Origin of the sequence: Lysinibacillus irui, from assembly GCF_028877475.1 — a bacterium.
Lineage (GTDB): Bacteria > Bacillota > Bacilli > Bacillales_A > Planococcaceae > Lysinibacillus > Lysinibacillus irui.
In genome coordinates this window covers 1,502,935-1,519,418 of sequence record NZ_CP113527.1, presented here as the reverse complement: position 1 = coordinate 1,519,418, position 16,484 = coordinate 1,502,935, and the positions used below count along the sequence as shown (strand labels likewise).

General features: G+C 37.5%; 13 protein-coding genes and 1 pseudogene. 4 read left to right on the top strand and 10 right to left on the bottom strand.

The genetic code is table 11. From position 1 onward, the window contains the following. Positions 1 to 11: 11 nt before the first annotated feature. The 5 genes from OU989_RS07310 to OU989_RS07290 form a co-directional block, all read right to left on the bottom strand. Positions 12 to 743 (bottom strand): DnaD domain-containing protein, encoded by a 732-nt coding sequence (locus OU989_RS07310; protein ID WP_274796457.1) that lies wholly within the window; start codon positions 741 to 743, stop codon positions 12 to 14. A gap of 77 nt (positions 744 to 820) precedes the next feature. Then, positions 821 to 2,116 carry an asparagine--tRNA ligase gene (asnS, locus tag OU989_RS07305; protein WP_274796456.1) on the bottom strand — a complete coding sequence of 432 codons (1,296 nt, stop codon included), beginning with the start codon at positions 2,114 to 2,116 and terminating at the stop codon, positions 821 to 823. 28 nt (positions 2,117 to 2,144) lie between these two features. Continuing rightward, positions 2,145 to 3,338: a pyridoxal phosphate-dependent aminotransferase gene (locus tag OU989_RS07300; protein WP_274796455.1), complete on the bottom strand. Its 1,194-nt coding sequence runs from the start codon at positions 3,336 to 3,338 to the stop codon at positions 2,145 to 2,147. Positions 3,339 to 3,354: 16 nt separating this feature from the next. Further along, complete coding sequence (locus OU989_RS07295; protein WP_016994292.1) at positions 3,355 to 3,837, bottom strand: cell wall elongation regulator TseB-like domain-containing protein; 483 nt, start codon at positions 3,835 to 3,837, stop codon at positions 3,355 to 3,357. Positions 3,838 to 4,245: 408 nt separating this feature from the next. Next, the gene (locus OU989_RS07290) at positions 4,246 to 5,670 is read right to left on the bottom strand and encodes a tetratricopeptide repeat-containing diguanylate cyclase (protein WP_274796454.1); all 1,425 of its coding nucleotides are present in this window, start codon (positions 5,668 to 5,670) and stop codon (positions 4,246 to 4,248) included. A gap of 319 nt (positions 5,671 to 5,989) precedes the next feature. Here OU989_RS07290 and OU989_RS07285 point away from each other — a divergent pair, with 319 nt between their 5' ends. The 3 genes and pseudogenes from OU989_RS07285 to OU989_RS07275 all read left to right on the top strand — a co-directional run bounded on the left by OU989_RS07285 (position 5,990) and on the right by OU989_RS07275 (position 8,633). Further along, positions 5,990 to 7,855, top strand: a complete 1,866-nt coding sequence (locus OU989_RS07285; protein ID WP_274797292.1) for a multicopper oxidase family protein — start codon at positions 5,990 to 5,992, stop codon at positions 7,853 to 7,855. Between the two features lie 241 nt (positions 7,856 to 8,096). Further along, positions 8,097 to 8,219, top strand: a pseudogene (locus OU989_RS07280) (tyrosine-type recombinase/integrase); the annotation flags it as partial. 78 nt (positions 8,220 to 8,297) lie between these two features. Beyond that, a complete protein-coding gene (locus OU989_RS07275; RefSeq protein ID WP_274796453.1) occupies positions 8,298 to 8,633 on the top strand; it encodes a histidine kinase in 336 nt (111 codons plus the stop codon). Between the two features lie 620 nt (positions 8,634 to 9,253). Here the strand turns inward: OU989_RS07275 and OU989_RS07270 are convergent. The 4 genes from OU989_RS07270 to OU989_RS07255 all read right to left on the bottom strand — a co-directional run bounded on the left by OU989_RS07270 (position 9,254) and on the right by OU989_RS07255 (position 13,728). Further along, positions 9,254 to 10,063, bottom strand: a complete 810-nt coding sequence (locus OU989_RS07270) for an endonuclease I family protein (protein WP_274796452.1) — start codon at positions 10,061 to 10,063, stop codon at positions 9,254 to 9,256. Continuing rightward, positions 10,063 to 11,025: a S8 family peptidase gene (locus tag OU989_RS07265; RefSeq protein ID WP_274796451.1), complete on the bottom strand. Its 963-nt coding sequence runs from the start codon at positions 11,023 to 11,025 to the stop codon at positions 10,063 to 10,065. The genes OU989_RS07270 and OU989_RS07265 overlap by 1 nt, the downstream gene beginning before the upstream one ends. 372 nt (positions 11,026 to 11,397) lie before the next feature. Beyond that, positions 11,398 to 12,606 (bottom strand): MFS transporter, encoded by a 1,209-nt coding sequence (locus OU989_RS07260; protein WP_274797291.1) that lies wholly within the window; start codon positions 12,604 to 12,606, stop codon positions 11,398 to 11,400. 243 nt (positions 12,607 to 12,849) lie between these two features. Continuing rightward, entirely contained in the window at positions 12,850 to 13,728 is an 879-nt protein-coding gene (locus OU989_RS07255) for a LysR family transcriptional regulator (RefSeq protein ID WP_274796450.1), read from the bottom strand. Between the two features lie 132 nt (positions 13,729 to 13,860). On the opposite strand from OU989_RS07255, the gene OU989_RS07250 reads away from it, so the two are divergent. Further along, positions 13,861 to 15,063 (top strand): MFS transporter, encoded by a 1,203-nt coding sequence (locus OU989_RS07250; RefSeq protein ID WP_274796449.1) that lies wholly within the window; start codon positions 13,861 to 13,863, stop codon positions 15,061 to 15,063. 77 nt (positions 15,064 to 15,140) lie between these two features. On the opposite strand, the gene OU989_RS07245 is transcribed toward OU989_RS07250, so the two are convergent. Beyond that, complete coding sequence (locus tag OU989_RS07245; protein WP_274796448.1) at positions 15,141 to 16,376, bottom strand: Zn-dependent hydrolase; 1,236 nt, start codon at positions 16,374 to 16,376, stop codon at positions 15,141 to 15,143. Positions 16,377 to 16,484: the final 108 nt, after the last annotated feature.

The following is a 16,484-nucleotide window of genomic DNA, read 5'->3' as shown; positions in this document are numbered from 1 at the left end:
CCGGATGCCCCCTATTCTCTTTCTTCTAACCAATTGTAAAATGGTACTTTATTGGTCGATTGTGTTGATTCTTGTTGTACTGTTCGAGCTGGTGCTCTGTTAAATGTCTGCTTCTCACGGAACTGCTCACTTTGCTTTTGAGCAGCTTGAGGTGTCGTTATATTTTTCTTTTTCCACTCTAATAAAATGCGATCAATATAACGAATACTCAGCTTCCCAGCAAAAACAGCCTCCTTTAGGGCCTCTTTAATGAGTGCTGGACTATGCTTGTCCTCATCAAGCCAACATCCTATTTTTTCAAGCTCTAAAGGAGATAAAAGGCGTCCCATTTCCTCTTCAAATAGACGAAAAATCTCTCCTTCTTCCTGACGAAGTGTCGCTGCAGACGTTTGCTGCTCTTTCATATCGATTATCTGCACAATTCGCTCCCAAAGTGGATATACAGAATATTTTTCATATAATCGACCACTCGTATCCACATCTCTCGTAATTTCGAGGAAGCCTTTTTGCATTAATCGTTGTAAATGCTTCGTAATATCATTATCAGGTATCGTGAGACGATTCTTTAGATCATTAGGTGTTGGGAAATCATTCCCTTCCATATGAAAGGCTAGTAAGTGCATGACAAGGAGCGCCTCCTCATCCTCCATATTTAACTCCTTATAAAACTGAAAAAAAAGCTGAGGAATTGGAATCATTCTCTGCTCAGTCCATGTACGGAGTCGATGATTATTTACGTTCATGTTTCTCCAGACTCCTTCTTTAAGTAAGTAGAAAAGCCGCGTAGATAGTTCACTACGCGACTTTTAAATTGATTAGCTTATGGATATAAGCGGTTCAGTAAACGTGGGAATGGAATTGTTTCACGAATATGCTCTGTGCCAGAAATCCATGCTACAGTTCGCTCTAATCCAAGTCCGAAGCCTGAATGCGGAACAGAACCTTGTTTACGAAGTTCTAAATACCATGCATAGGCATCTAATGATAGGTTATGTTCCTCTAGGCGAGATTTTAATAAATCATAGTCATGGATACGCTCAGAACCACCAATAATTTCACCGTAACCCTCTGGTGCAATTAAATCAGCACATAATACAACATCATCACGGTCTGGGTGTGGTTGCATATAGAATGGTTTAATACCTACAGGGTAACACGTAATAAATACTGGTTTGTCAAACGAATTGGCAATTGCTGTTTCGTGTGGCGCACCAAAATCATCGCCCCACTCAATATCGTCAAAGCCTTGTTCGTGTAGAAGCTTAATAGCATCATCATAAGAAATACGAGGGAATGGCGCTTGGATGTTTTCAAGCTTCGATGTATCACGGCCTAATCGCTCTAAATCTAATTTGCAGTTTGCCAGAACAGACTGTACGATATGCGCTACATATTGCTCTTGTACTTCTAAATTCTCTTCAAATTCCACGAATGCCATCTCCGGCTCGATCATCCAGAACTCGATTAAATGACGACGTGTTTTAGATTTTTCAGCACGGAATGTTGGACCGAATGAGAATACTTTCCCTAATGCCATTGCAGCCGCTTCCATGTAAAGTTGACCAGATTGAGATAGATACGCATCTTCATCAAAATATTTAGTATGGAATAGCTCTGAAGTACCTTCAGGCGAAGATCCTGTTAAAATTGGTGGATCCATTTTTGTAAAACCATTGTTGTTGAAAAATTCGTATGTTGCACGAATAATTTCGTTACGAATTTTCATTATGGCATGCTGTTTACGAGAACGTAGCCATAAATGACGGTTATCCATTAAAAATTCAGGGCCATGTTCTTTTGGTGTAATTGGGAAATCTGTTGCTGCATGTAGTACTTCAATTCCTGTTACAGCAAGTTCACAGCCAAAGCTTGAACGTTCGTCTGCTTTAACCTCACCAATAACATACATAGAAGTTTCTTGCGTTATCCCTTTTGCCGTTGCAAAAATTTCTTCGCCTACTTCTTCTTTCACTACAACGCCCTGCACGAAGCCAGAGCCATCACGTAGTTGTAAGAAAGCGATTTTTCCGCTTGAACGTTTGTTAGCTAACCAAGCGCCAATTTTGACTGTTTCACCGATATGCTGAGGCATATCTTTAATCATAATTTTTTTCATAGAAATCCTCCAAAGTCGACTAGAAGGATTAGTCTTGCCATTTTGATTTAACAAATGAATCAATACGGCGGACTGCCTCTTCTAATAAGTCTAAAGATGTAGCATAAGATAATCGCATTGTAGTTGGCGCGCCGAAGCCAGAGCCTGGAATCACTGCTACGTTTGCTTCTGTTAAAATATCCGCAGCAAATGCATCTACTGAATCATAGCCAGTATGAGCCATAGCTTCTGCTACGTCTGGTAATAAGTAGAATGCACCCTGTGGTTTTAATACATGGAAGCCAGGAATTGCACTTAACTGTGGATAAATTTTCTCAAGACGAGATTCAAATGCTTGTCGCATTTCTTCTACTGCGTCCTGTGGTCCATTATACGCCTCCACAGTTGCATATTGTGCAGTTGTTGTCGCATTAGATGTTGAGTGTGATGCAAGGTCAGTCATTGCTTTAATAATGTCTGCATCACCTGCAGCATACCCAATACGCCAGCCTGTCATAGAGTGAGATTTTGCCACACCGTTTACAACGATTGTACGTGCTTTCACTGCATCAGAAAGTTGTGCAATTGAAAAATGCTCAATACCATTGTATACAAGCTTCTCATAAATTTCATCTGACACGATTAAAATATCTTTTTCTTCTGCAACAGCAGCAAGTTCTGCTAGCTCTTCACGAGAATAAATCATGCCTGATGGATTGCTAGGTGAATTGATAATAACTGCTTTCGTTTTATCAGTCACAGCCGCTCTTAGTTGATCCGCTGTAATTTTATAGCTTTGTTCACGTGTACCTTCAACATATACAGGTACACCGCCAGCTAATTTCACTTGTTCTGGATAAGACACCCAATAAGGTATTGGAATAATAACCTCATCGCCCTCGTTTAAAATCACTTGGAATAGCGTATATAAAATATGCTTTGCCCCTACACCAACAATTACTTCGTTTGGTTGATAGGCAAGGTTATTGTCGCGTTGAAGCTTATCAATAATCGCTTTTTTCAGAACTGGTAGTCCGCCAGCAGGTGTATATTTTGTATACCCTTTTTCCATTGAATCAATGGCTGCATTTAAAATGTTTTGAGGTGTATTAAAGTCTGGTTCACCAGCCCCAAGACCAATAACATCAATACCTTGCTCTTTCAATGCTTTTGCTTTTGCAGTAATAGCTAATGTTGAAGATGGTGTTAAAGTTTTTACACGTGTTGCTAATAAATTTTTCATCCGGGATCTACTCCTCTTATAAATTCGTAATGCGCTTCCACCAGTCGCCATCCTTAAACAAAATATAGACATAGTTGAGCTGATCATGGTCGTTTAGATATGTAATTTCCCAAACAGCGCCAGGCTCCTCATAGCCTAATTTCATGTGGAGGACTTTTTGGACATTTCCTTCATTTTTAAAAACCGATAATGCTTGCTTTTCCGTAATACCATCTTCTAATAACACTTCCTGAATGGAATCCTCGTCCAGATTCGTCGGAACAAAGACAGCTTTTTTATCACCGTATTCGTCTACCCCGAACACAGTAACATACGAATGTTTGCCATTATATGTGTAGGACTCCGATACAATTGCGAGGGCTTTGGCATCAAGTGCCAACTGTTCAGCCTGCTCTTCAATTGAACGGAATGGAGCCTCGGCTTTCCAGAGTACTAAAATGCTAATGACAAGTGACAACGAAACAATAAAAACAGAAATGAAAATCAACCAGTTTTTCATCTATTCACCCTATGTTTCACATCAAGCATATTTCGCATAACACATAGCCGATGTTTGCGTGTGTCTATAATTGCGTAACTAATCATTTTGCTTTCCATTTTGTCAACCTGCTTTCTTTCCGCATACCACAACATTATACAACAAATTTGTGCTGTCGTGTTTCTTAATTTCATATATTGTACGTTGCTAGAACAACGTTTTCAAATGATTGGCGCAGTAAATTTCATTCTACATTTTTTCAGGCTTGTTTAAAGAGCTCCTCTTTAAAAATTTGTGCCATTTGCAAAGTTCCGAACATCTCCTTTATTAGAGAGCATCTTTTTTCTCTTCTGTTTCACTTTTGGTGCAAAAGCAACTACTACAACAACATAAAAATTCCTATTCAACAATGAATAGGAATGAGTATGCCTATGATAGCTCGTAAAAAACACAGCTGGCACGGCCATTAGCTTTCGCCTGGTATAAACAGCTATCTGCCTGTTCAAAAAGCTCCTTGTAATGATAATTTTTCTGATCGTTGATACAAGCACCCATACTTACCTTTACAGGGTAGCTTTCTTGTTCTTGCTCCAGCTTCAATGTAAGTAAAAAAGCATGTGTATTTTTGACAAGTGATTTAATATAATCCTTTTGTTGATGTCTCATACAAATGATAAATTCATCTCCACCGTAACGAATTATTTTCACATCTTCGTCCTGTAAAAACTCCTCTAAACCATTTGCTAATAGCTGTAAAATCATATCGCCAAACAAATGACCATGCATGTCATTGAATAGTTTAAAATAATCAATATCTAGCACAGTAATGCACACATAGCATTGCGTAAGTTTGGCTGTATTTAACCACTCCTGTAGCTCAAAATCTAAAAAATGACGATTTAATACGCCTGTTAAAGGATCATAGTGGGCTTTTTTCTCCAGCTTTTCCTTCTGCCGCTTAAATTCCAAATTCATTACTTGTTGTAGTAAATTAGCAACACTCATTTTCTCTGTGAGATCAATGTATTCACGCTGTAATTCAAAGATTTCATCTCGCCAATCCAATTGATACAATACGTTTAATAATAATCGCATTACTTTTTTTGTATTCGGCTTATCTCCATAGGATTTGGCAAGTTCTATAGCCTGTTTGTAATAGGATACTGCTTCATCAAGCTTTTGTTGCTTTTCATATAAAAAACCATAGCCAAACAAAGCCGCTACTTTTTCACGCTTATGGTGATCAATAATGTCAGACGTTAATGAATCGTCAAGCAATGCCTTCCCCGTTTTAAAATCCCCTTCTAAAATATAAACATCTGCTAAATTATTATTAATCCGTATATCGTGCAATTTTGCTAAATCAGGCATTGATTCCGTTAACGACCTATTATACTCCCTCGCCAATAGCCCTGCTTGAAGTGCCTCTGTCGTACAGCCCTTCTCTACCTCTAAATAGCATAAATTATTATGACAACGAACAAGCATAATGGGGTCCTGTAACTCCTGTGCGTAGACAATGGCTTTTTTCGTCATCTCCACTGTTTTTTCACGAATGTCAACCAAGTCATAGATTAATGACATCACTAAATGGTAATGCATTAAATCTTTACTAGAACCATATTTTTGACAAATGGCCTCGTAATCATGTATAAGGCTAACCATGCTTAAGGTATCGCCTAATGAATGATGAACTAATATTTTTTGAAAGTATAAATCCAATACATACGTATAATTATTGTTCTCTAAAGCTATTAAAAGACCTTGATCTGCTAGTTTTAATGCCTCTGTTAAGTACCCCTTTGCGCGCATTTCCATGATCGTTTTATTTAATTCTTCTAATGTTAATTCCACCGTCTCACCACTTCTCCAAACCCCTATATCATCCAATTTCACTTCTACTTTCTCAATTATAAGGCATATTTATTTGCTTGGTATGTTTTTCAGCAACATACCAACTATTACCTGCGTTTCAAAAATCTCTAGGCATAACAATATATAATCTTATATCGGTTCACCTTCCACCTAAATAATAAGAAAATGCACCGCAGCTAAAATTTTTATGTTTTTACACATTTTTCTCCATTATTGTCCTCGTTACCTATTGTTTTCACCCATATGATGAGATAATGAGCAAATTTAAAGTATTGAAAAGGGACGTGATGTTGTGAGTATGCAAATAAACCCCTCTGATCCAGCAACTATTCCAAAATTTGTAGATGAACTTCCAAAACCTGTCGTAGCTAAACCTAAATATTGTCGAGGGCAACAAAAAAATGATTATTATGAATTGGTCATGATGGAAGGCGAGCACCGTTTCCATAAGCATTTTCCAAAATCTTTAATTTGGGGTTACAATGGGCTTTATCCGGGGCCGACCATTGAAGCTACAAAAGATAAAACCATCTATGTGAAATATAAAAACCAGCTACCCTTACAACACTTTCTGCCAGTAGACTTTACGCTCCACGCTGCCAACGATTCACAAGAGGTAAGAACCGTCACTCACCTACATGGAGCCAATGTGGATTGGGAAAGTGATGGTCATCCAGAGGCGTGGTACACAAGAGACTACCGCCATACTGGACCAAAATTTACTAAAGAAATACATGAATATACTAATCACCAGCCAGGTACTACTATGTGGTACCATGACCATGCAATGGCTTTAACACGTCTAAATGTATATGCAGGCTTAGCAGGCTTTTATTTATTAAGAGATGCACTTGAGGAACGTTCTAATTTACCTTGCGGAGACTATGAATATCCGATTTTAATTCAAGATAAATCATTTAATGAGGATGGCTCCTTGTTTTATCCAGATGAACCACCATTCCCTGTTCCTGTCCATCCCTCCATCACCCCTGGCTTTGTTGGCAATACAATCGTTGTCAACGGAAAACTATGGCCCTATTTAGAAGTGGAGCCCCGTAAATATAGATTTCGCTTTCTCAATGGCTCCAATCGTAGGGGCTATGTCATCGGACTTTCAAATGAACAGCCAATGGTTCAAATTGGTACAGACGGCGGATTTTTAAACGCACCCAAGACCATTCAATATGTTGAGCTTCTACCCGCTGAGCGTACAGATATCATTATCGATTTTTCAAGCTGCGAGGGACAGGAAATCACCTTAATGAATGCTGATACTGATTTCAGTGATGAACACACAAATGTCATTATGCTATTTAGAGTTACACTTCCTTTAAAATGTGAGGATACAAGTGAAATTCCAGAAAGACTTGCTGTTTCCATGGATCTTCATCCACACCATGCACATATTGAAAGACAATTGCCACTGACAGCTACAACCGATGAATATGGCCGACCAATGTTATTATTAAATGATCGTATGTACCATGATCCAGCAACAGAAAAACCATCTTTGGATAGTGTGGAAATATGGAACTTTATTAATGCTACACCTTTCATACATCCTATTCACTTACACCTTATCCAATTTAAAATTTTGGAACGAAGACCTTTTGACCTTGAACGCTATCAAAATGAAGGCATCGTAGAATTCACAGGGCCTCCTGAAGAACCACGAGACTATGAGCAAGGTTGGAAGGATACCGTGAAAGCAGATGCTGGTAAGGTCACTAAAATTATTATGCACTGGAAAGATCATATCGGTCATTATATGTGGCATTGTCACTTCCTTGAGCATGAGGACCACGATATGATGCGTCCTATTCTTGTCATGAAGGATGTCCACGCAGTCCAACAACCACATGCAGCAGTTGAACACGCTACCCAACATCAAGAAAAGACTGCTACAGCAAATACAACTAGTACGACAAATGCTACTAACACCACGACAAGTACTACCCATCATAACGAGTCTCCCGCACCATTATTAAATACTACAGAAGCTCGCTTACATGAGGAAAAGAGTGAAGATCCTATAATTGAAGAGGAATCTATTACTGTTCATGTAGGAAATAATGCACAGCAGCGACTTCCATTGCTCATGCCATCATTTTCAACTCAGTCTAATAGCAATAGGCTACAGCGTCGTAGAACAAGAAGATTTTAATTAACAGGTTCCTTCCAAGGAAAACCACCAAGTAATTAAATAGACTAAACTAATAAGAGGATATTATGTTCAATATAAGAGCGTATATTCTCTTTTTATCCATATTAGATTTGTTATTTAGATATTGAAAATATAGTTTAATATGTATATAATGAACCTTTTTTGGCGGCAATGTATGTAGCCTACAGTTAGTGAAGGCTTTAGACCAAGTAATATTTAATAACTTTGGAGGTGAAGTGCTATTAAGGTCCAAGAGGTTATCTTTGAGAACAACAATAAGAGGTACATATTGCTTAATCAAAAGGGATTTCCAGTAATGGCAGCTATGAAATATTTAAAGTATTTAGACAAAACAGGAAAAACCCTAATACTTATAGTTTGACAAATTGTAATTATTAATAAATATAATCTTGATACTTAATCATGGCGGAAGGAGAGGAAAATGAAAAAAAAAATAATTATCTTTAATCTATTATTTTGTATAGTAGTTATTTTTGTTAATTATATTTATTTTAATTCTAAATCTCGAAACGCTATCGTATACAACTATGTGGAAAACTATATTGAAATTAACTATGGCATTGGTAGAGAAAATTTAAAATCTGAAGAAATCAATTACCTAAGAGGAATGGGGTTGTTTGAAATAGAAGTTAAAGATATAGAAACTAAAAATTATTACTTTTTTGAAGTGGATATTAGAGATGACTATTCATTATATTATATAAAAGATCTTACTGAGCTTCATCGTAAAAATCATCCTAAAAATCAAGCTGATTAAAGAAAGTTTATTTCAACAGGTATCAGCAATATTTTGAGATAGATATAAAGTTTAACAATACAACAATATACCCCGACTTATAAAGCATTCTTGAGAGAGTGCTTTTTTATTATGTTTAAAATTAACTGAATCAATTTCATAAATCATCTTTGTCAAAATTTTAGAAGGCTACTAAATCGATACCTGCATTTTAAGAGAGGAAAAGGAATTGGTATTGTTGAAGATTAGATCACAGAAAATGCTCAAACTTTTTTATAAAAATTAAACAATACTTCACAGAGGAAGAATCCGTTTTCATCAATTTTTTTCAAAAGGGATTCTTCTTATAAGGGTTTTCGAGGTATTTTTGCTCAAACTTTATTTAAAAGCAACGAATTTGTGGCTTTGAAATAAAGTTGAGATGTTTATAAAAAAGACGGTAAACAAAGAAAAGTCCCCAAACGATAGTTTAGGGGCTTGTTATCAATTTATAAGTCAGGGCAAATGCTATAGTTACCTATAAAAATATGCTTGTGAACGAAGAGTGGATTTAACATGTAGCAATTATACCATTAGTTGCGTTTAATATAAAAAAAGCGAACACTAATTCCCTTGTACTTTTATAAGGGAATTAGTGTTTTTTAATTTGTTACGAAATTTTCTGCAATCTCTGGAAAATCAATAAATGGGTTCCGATTGCCTTGAAGTTCATGGATAGCTAAGTTGCGATGCTTTTCATAGATAGATACTGGGAAAGATTGATGCCATTTTAACAATAAAGAGACATTCTCTAGTTCTTTTTTTATAGTGTTTGGATACCGAATTAGGAAATAGAGTGTTGCTCTAGCAACGATTCCTTTCCCGTATTCTGGTTCGAATTTACTTCCTTCAGCTTTGCCGCAGCCATCTTTGATTCCTAAAATTAATCCTTCAGGGACGTAATCGTGGAAATCGTAGTAAGGGTAGTTGCTGCGACTGCTATTGCAGGTCGTTTCGCAGGCGAATAGATGATGCAAGTCTCCTCTCATCGGTTCTTTTTTATCGAACCATGATTGAGGCACTACATGTTCACAGTTTAATAAATCATCCGAAAAGATGCTGATTAACCCTTTTGCCTGCATTTCATGGAGCCGAACGTCCTCATCTATGACAGAAAGTGGATCCATTCTATTTCCAGAATAAAGGCTTTTTAATGAACCGTTTTCCTGCAAATCAACCCAAGGGTACACATAACGGTGCGGGCTGTAGTTTAACTGATCTGTATGTGTTTTTTCAAGCAATGTATGAAGGCTGTCTAAAAGATTAGCATCCGTGAATGAAATGCTCTGATAGTATTGATTTCTGACTTCCTTATCTTTCTTTTCATCATAATAGGGTCGATTTTCCTTATAGTTTAAAAAGTCTGACTTGGCCGTTTCCCATTCACTGTATAACAAATCTAGTTTTTCCATTATATTTTCAACGCCTGTGCAGATAATTTTTGGTTGAACACATCCGATAAGTATTCCTCTGTTGTTAAGTACAGCAATCCGTTGCCTTCGAGTTTTGGCGAGTTTCCTAAAGGAATCGTTCTCTTTATTAATTGTGCATACAGCTCAGCCTCGGTCAGATTTCGCTCAAAGTTTCTGTTGGCACTCTCTTTTATGAGTGCAAGTGCACCGGATATATGCGGTGTTGCCATCGAAGTTCCGCTTAGTTTTGCATAAGTTCCGTTTAAATACGTTGAAAGGATTTCTTCACCAGGGGCTACTATGTCGATTTCATTATTCGAATTTGAAAATTCAGAAGAACTGCGTTGCAGGTTAATGGATCCGACGCTGATGACTTCATTGTAGCAGGCAGGATAGGCCAATTCATTTGAAGAACTCTGTCCATCTCCCTCATTACCAGCAGCACAAACTACTAGAATTTGATTAGTGATTGCATTTTGAATAGCTTGGTGTAACTCAGGTACATCGACAGAACCTCCGAGGCTCATGGAGATGATATCCACCCTTTGTTCAACTGCATAGTTAATACCATTTATGATCCAGTCGTATTGCCCTGATCCACTTTTATCAAGCACTTTTAAAATCAATAAACTAGCTTCAGGTGCAACACCAACTACTCCTGTGCCGTTACTGATTGCAGCAATTGTGCCAGCCACATGGGTTCCATGGCCATTATAATCGGTGTATACATCAGGTTGTCCATCATCATCACGAGTGAAATTCCGTCCGCCGATAATACGCCCACCCAAATCAGGATGGGTGACGTCGCAGCCTGTGTCCAATATCGCAACAGTAATTCCCTTCCCTTTAGAATGCTCCCAAATTTTTGGTGCTGCAATAAGTTCAATACCTTTTGGCACCATTTCGACCACTTCGACCACTTCATTCACTTGATATGGAATTAAATGTAACTTTTGCTCCATTTGTATCCCTCCTGAAAGAATTAAGTTTCAAGTGTATCCTTGGTATTTAATAATAGTTTAACAATTCTGAATTTATATAAACAGTTACAATAGATGGATTTTTATCTAACTATCGGAAATTTTTACAGTGAAAATAGTATTGGTATCTATTAGTCAATCACACATGATAACATCTTAAAGATTGTGAATGTTTGTACTTAAATTAAACTGCGTTAGTATTACAAAACAGGTGCTTATGATGTTCCATAATCATGCGCGATTGTTGAGCAAGAAGAAAATGGTGATACATATTATATATGACTAATATGTATCACCATTTATATTTTACGACTTTTACAATTTAGGTCTTGATAAAACTAATGGTGGTTTTTTTCATCGTTTAGCCTCTAATCGCCATAATCTATTGGTCAGGAACGCTAACAATAGGACAACCACACATATCATGAGGATTGGTATATAAATATGGCTACGAAAGTCCTCAAATAGGAAGCCATATCCTATTTGCCCAAGAGGAGCCATACATTGTGATACTGCCATCATAATGGCCATAACCTTCCCCATTTTTTCATTTGGCGTTCCCTTTTGGACAAGTGTCATGACGTAGATGGAAATCACCGTCATGATCATCGCGATCACAACAGCACACCCTATAAATAGAATGTATGAAGGATAAAGACCCATTTGTAGCGACGGAGGCAAGACAGCAATAGCCATAGGGATTACGAATAAAGCTGTCACAAACATCCAAATGTATAGGCTGTGTATGCGAAGCTTTGTGGCAAAATAGCCCATTGCTAATGCGCCTAAAATGGTTGCCAAATCTATGCTGCCCATTCCAATTCCATACAATGTATGACCAGTTTCCATTGTGACACGAAGGATTATTGGCACACCCACAATGAATAGAGGTGTAAAAAATAAATTCAATAAAGCGGCTAGTAATATGCATTTTAAAATAAATCTTTGCCTTATGACATAGCTAAACCCTCCTTTCATATCACTGATCAATGTACGTACTAATTGTCCATGATAATCACGCTGCTCAAATGGTATCGTTATAAACATTTCTAAAATAGCTGTTAAGAAAAATAATAATCCACTCATGATGACAAGAATTTTCAGACCAAGCACCCCATATAAGATGCCCCCTAGTACTGGTGCAGTCACACCAGCTAATGCTTGAACCCCGTTAATGATTCCATTGGCTTGCTCAAGCTTCTGTTCTTCAACCAATAATGGAATACTAGCCATGACAGCAGGTGCGTACATCGCACTAATAAAGGAAAGTAACACAAGGACAAGGCCGATCCCTAACACAGAATAATTATCTGTCAGTAACATACAATAGAAAATTAGAACAATAAAACTACTAATAAAATCATATACAACCATTAAATTGCGTCGGTTAAAACGGTCTGCTATAGCACCACCAAATGGTGTAAATAAAATAGGAAGGCTTGAAATAGCAAAGAGCACAGCGAAAAGATCTGCCCTTCCCGTTAAATCCAAGACAAAAAGTGATAGGGCAAATCTTAGGAGGGCTGAGCCTAAAATAGAAATAATCTGACCAACAACCATCATTAAAAAATCTTGGGAAAAGCCTATTACTTTAACGGATCTGTTCAATTAAAATCACCTCTCACCATTTTAGACCGACAGTCGGTCATTTACGACTGTAAAAAAATGTAGGTACAAGATGAAGAAATGAAAAACTTCTTTCACCTGTCCTACATATATAGACTGACTGTCGGTTTATAATAGTATATGTGAACTCTTCAAAAAAAGGAACTTTTTTCTATAATTTTTTTAACAGTCGTTTGTGCTTTAGCCCGTAAAATATTCTTTGAGTTGTTCAATAAAAGCTGTCGTTGCTTGACTGACATAGCGATCTATTCGATAAATAATTGATAGGCTACGACTTGGGGCACCATTCAAGATACGTATACTACATAGATTAGGATCATTCATTTGTTGTATCAAGGGATAAGGTTGCACTGTCACGCCAATATTTTCTCGAACAAGATTCATAATGGAAGTAACAGAACTTGTTTCAAGAATAGTATGCAGCTGAAAACCATGTGTTTTTACAGCATCTTCTACCACTTCTCTCCCAAGAAAACCTTCTGGATACATAACCATCGGAAGCTCCTTTAATTCGGCAATTGTGATTGCAGTTTGCTTCGCCAATGCGTGCTCTTTTGAAACGACTAACACATATTCCTCCCGACATAAAGGAATCATGACCAAACGATCATCCGCCTCTACATTCGTTCCAATTCCAATGTCCACTTCATTTTCAAGAACTTGCCGCATAATATCAATGGATGCTAGTATCTTCAGTTTTACCTTTGGAAATTTTTCATGAAAATCAATAACAAGCTGTGTAATCCGATAGTCTAAATCTGAAGGCATAATTCCAACACTTATTTGCCCACCTTGCAGCTCCTGTAAATCTTTAATTGCATCTTTGACATTTTGTAATGTATTAAGCATTTCTGTAGCATAGCTAAACAAAAGAGAACCAGCCTCTGTCACAACAATTTTTTTACCTATCCGATCAAACAAAGGCATACCCAGTTCATTTTCTAATATGCGTATTTGCTGGCTTAATGTTGGCTGTGATATACCAAGTTTCTCAGCAGCTTTTGTAAAATGTAGCTCCTCACAGACCGCCATAAAATAATGAAGATGACGTATTTCCACAACGACCACATCCTATCATAGTTTATAACTATTATTGTAATAGTAATAATAGTATTGTTCAATCATTCAAATTAGTTTAGACTTCAATTGGGAAATCTATTTATTTATTTGATATAACGGAGTTGAAAGAGAATGAATATAAAACGTACGATTGTGCCGATTATCGCTATAATTTTAGCTTCTTTTAATTTAAGACCGGTCATCACCTCTGTCTCCCCTTTGTTAGGAACGATCCGCGAATCATTAGACATGAGTGCGGCTACCGCTAGTTTGCTAACATCCTTGGCAGTGCTGTGTATGGGTTTATTTGCCCCTTTTGCTATTAAACTTGCCAATCGTTGGAGCATAGAGCGGACCATTGCCTACTCCCTAATTCTTATTGGACTAGCAACAGCTGCCAGATTTTTTGCTTATTCTAGCTGGGTGATGCTTCTAACTGCCTTTTTATCCGGCATCGGTATTGCAATCGTTAGCCCTTTATTATCTGGCTATATTAAAGAGCAATTTTCAAATCCTTCTCGTATAGTTGGTATCTACTCGTTAGCATTAGTGGTAGGAGCTGCATTAGGCTCTGGGCTTTCGCTTCCATTAAATAATATGTTTCATTCCTGGCAAGTTGCTACTGCCTCTTGGGCTATTCTCGCTCTCATCGCTATATGTTTTTGGTGGAAGCCAATCGAGCATAAGGAGATTGCTACTCCCAACCAAAATACTTTGGATCGAGACATTTATAGGAAGCACATGTTAACCAATCAAAAGGCTTGGCTTTTAACAGGCTTCTTTGGCATAATGGCCTTCATGTTTTATACCATAATGGCTTGGTTACCACCAATTGCCGAAAATATGGGCTACAATAAACGAGATGCTGGTATGATGCTGACACTATTAACAGTCGCGCAAATGCCGGCAACGTTTTTAGTACCTATTTTAAATAACCGCTTTCAGCATAGAGCTGTATGGCTCCTCGGCTGTTCAGCTTTAGAATTAATTGGTCTATTGATGCTATTGTTTAGTTATAATCCTTGGCTAAGCAGTATTTTAATTGGTCTTGGTGCAGGTGGGCTATTTTCATTAGGTCTAACATTACCAATTGATGAAGCCAAAGATATTCAGGAGGCTAGCTTCTTAGCCGCTATGACACAATCGGTTGGCTTTGTATTTGCTGCACTTGGACCTTTCTTTGTCGGTCTCATACGTGATTTCACAGGCAATTTTACAACTGCCATTATTGGTATGATTATTATGGTCATTGCGATGATGCTCATTCAAATCAAAATTGGCAATCAGAAGAAACCGATTAACCATTCTGTTCACATAAAAAAGACGACTTTCTAGTACGGAAAGGTCGTCTTTTTATTGACTAGATTAAAAACTACTTTAATCCTCCAAAAATTGCTAAACAAAGCCAAACTTTAGATGACAGAAGCCGATCTTAAAACAGCTTCTTCTAGGACATCTATCCCTAATAATATATCCTCCAAATCTGTATGCTCATCTGGATGGTGACTTAATCCATCTAGAGATGGAATAAAAATAAGGCCAACTGGTCCGAGTCTGGTCATATTCATGGAATCGTGTCCTGCTCCACTTTGCATATAATGATAGGAGAGTTCCTTTTCGACACAAATAGTTTCGAGCTCTTTCATTAGAGTTGGAGAAAGTAGGACAGGCTCCTCTGAACTAATGACATTGTATTCAATGGAAAGCTGTCTCCTTTCTTGCACGTTTGTAATAGTTGTATACAAATGTTGAAGCACTCGCTCTCTTGATTCTACAGAAGATGATCGAATATCTACTGTCAGCTCTACTTCCCCTGGGACAACGTTCATGGAACCTGCTACAACGTCTAATACTCCTACCGTTGCCACTGTTCCAAACTCTTGCTCTGCTATCGCTGCTTTTTCCAATTCTAATGCCAATTCTGATGCACCTAAAAGGGCATCTTTTCTCATATTCATCGGTGTCGTGCCTGAATGGGACGCTTTCCCATTTAATTTCATCAATAAACGAACTGGTGCGGCAACCCCTGTTACAATACCAATTTTCTTTTCATAGTTAATTAGCAATGGTCCTTGTTCAATATGTAATTCAAAAAATGCATGGAATCCTTCTTCTACTCTTGTTGCTTGATCAATACTACTAAAATCAAGTCCACAATGTGCAAATGCCTGTTCCATGGAAATACCATCTCGATCTACTAAATGACGGTACTTTTCTTTCTCTATCAGACCCGCCATCGCTTTACTTCCAACTGTTGAAACACCGAATCGGGAGGATTCCTCACAAGCAAAGGCGATAATTTCAATCGGATGCTTTGTCACAATAGAACGCTCATTTAATCGCTTGATAATCTCAAGTCCAGCCGTTACGCCAACAACACCATCATATTTACCACCTTGATAAACAGTGTCTAAATGGGACCCTATAACAACAGGCTGTAGTCCTGGTACACTACCTTCTCTTCGAGCAATAAGATTTCCACAATGGTCAATATGAATTTGAAGATTTTCATCTTTACATAAACGAATAAAAGCGTGTAAACAAGCCTGTTCTTCATTCGTATAAGCAACTCTCGTAATCCCTTTCTCTCCTGAATTATATTGATTCATATTATCTAGTAATTGTTGATATCGTTCTTTATAGACCATGTAAATAGCTCCTTCTTATGAATTACGAAGATGAAAATTTGACCCAATAATGCTCGTTGCCCTACTAATTACGCCTTAACGCAATGGCTGCTCAATGCTTTGCTTTTC

Bases quoted from the DNA above. Each gene is read 5' to 3' on its own strand.
- OU989_RS07310 (WP_274796457.1), bottom strand. From the start codon at position 743: ATGAACGTAAATAATCATCGACTCCGTACATGGACTGAGCAGAGAATG.
- asnS (WP_274796456.1), bottom strand. From the start codon at position 2,116: ATGAAAAAAATTATGATTAAAGATATGCCTCAGCATATCGGTGAAACA.
- OU989_RS07300 (WP_274796455.1), bottom strand. From the start codon at position 3,338: ATGAAAAATTTATTAGCAACACGTGTAAAAACTTTAACACCATCTTCA.
- OU989_RS07295 (WP_016994292.1), bottom strand. From the start codon at position 3,837: ATGAAAAACTGGTTGATTTTCATTTCTGTTTTTATTGTTTCGTTGTCA.
- OU989_RS07285 (WP_274797292.1), top strand. From the start codon at position 5,990: ATGCAAATAAACCCCTCTGATCCAGCAACTATTCCAAAATTTGTAGAT.
- OU989_RS07275 (WP_274796453.1), top strand. From the start codon at position 8,298: ATGAAAAAAAAAATAATTATCTTTAATCTATTATTTTGTATAGTAGTT.
- OU989_RS07270 (WP_274796452.1), bottom strand. From the start codon at position 10,063: ATGGAAAAACTAGATTTGTTATACAGTGAATGGGAAACGGCCAAGTCA.
- OU989_RS07265 (WP_274796451.1), bottom strand. From the start codon at position 11,025: ATGGAGCAAAAGTTACATTTAATTCCATATCAAGTGAATGAAGTGGTC.
- OU989_RS07260 (WP_274797291.1), bottom strand. From the start codon at position 12,606: ATGATGGTTGTTGGTCAGATTATTTCTATTTTAGGCTCAGCCCTCCTA.
- OU989_RS07250 (WP_274796449.1), top strand. From the start codon at position 13,861: ATGAATATAAAACGTACGATTGTGCCGATTATCGCTATAATTTTAGCT.
- OU989_RS07245 (WP_274796448.1), bottom strand. From the start codon at position 16,376: ATGGTCTATAAAGAACGATATCAACAATTACTAGATAATATGAATCAA.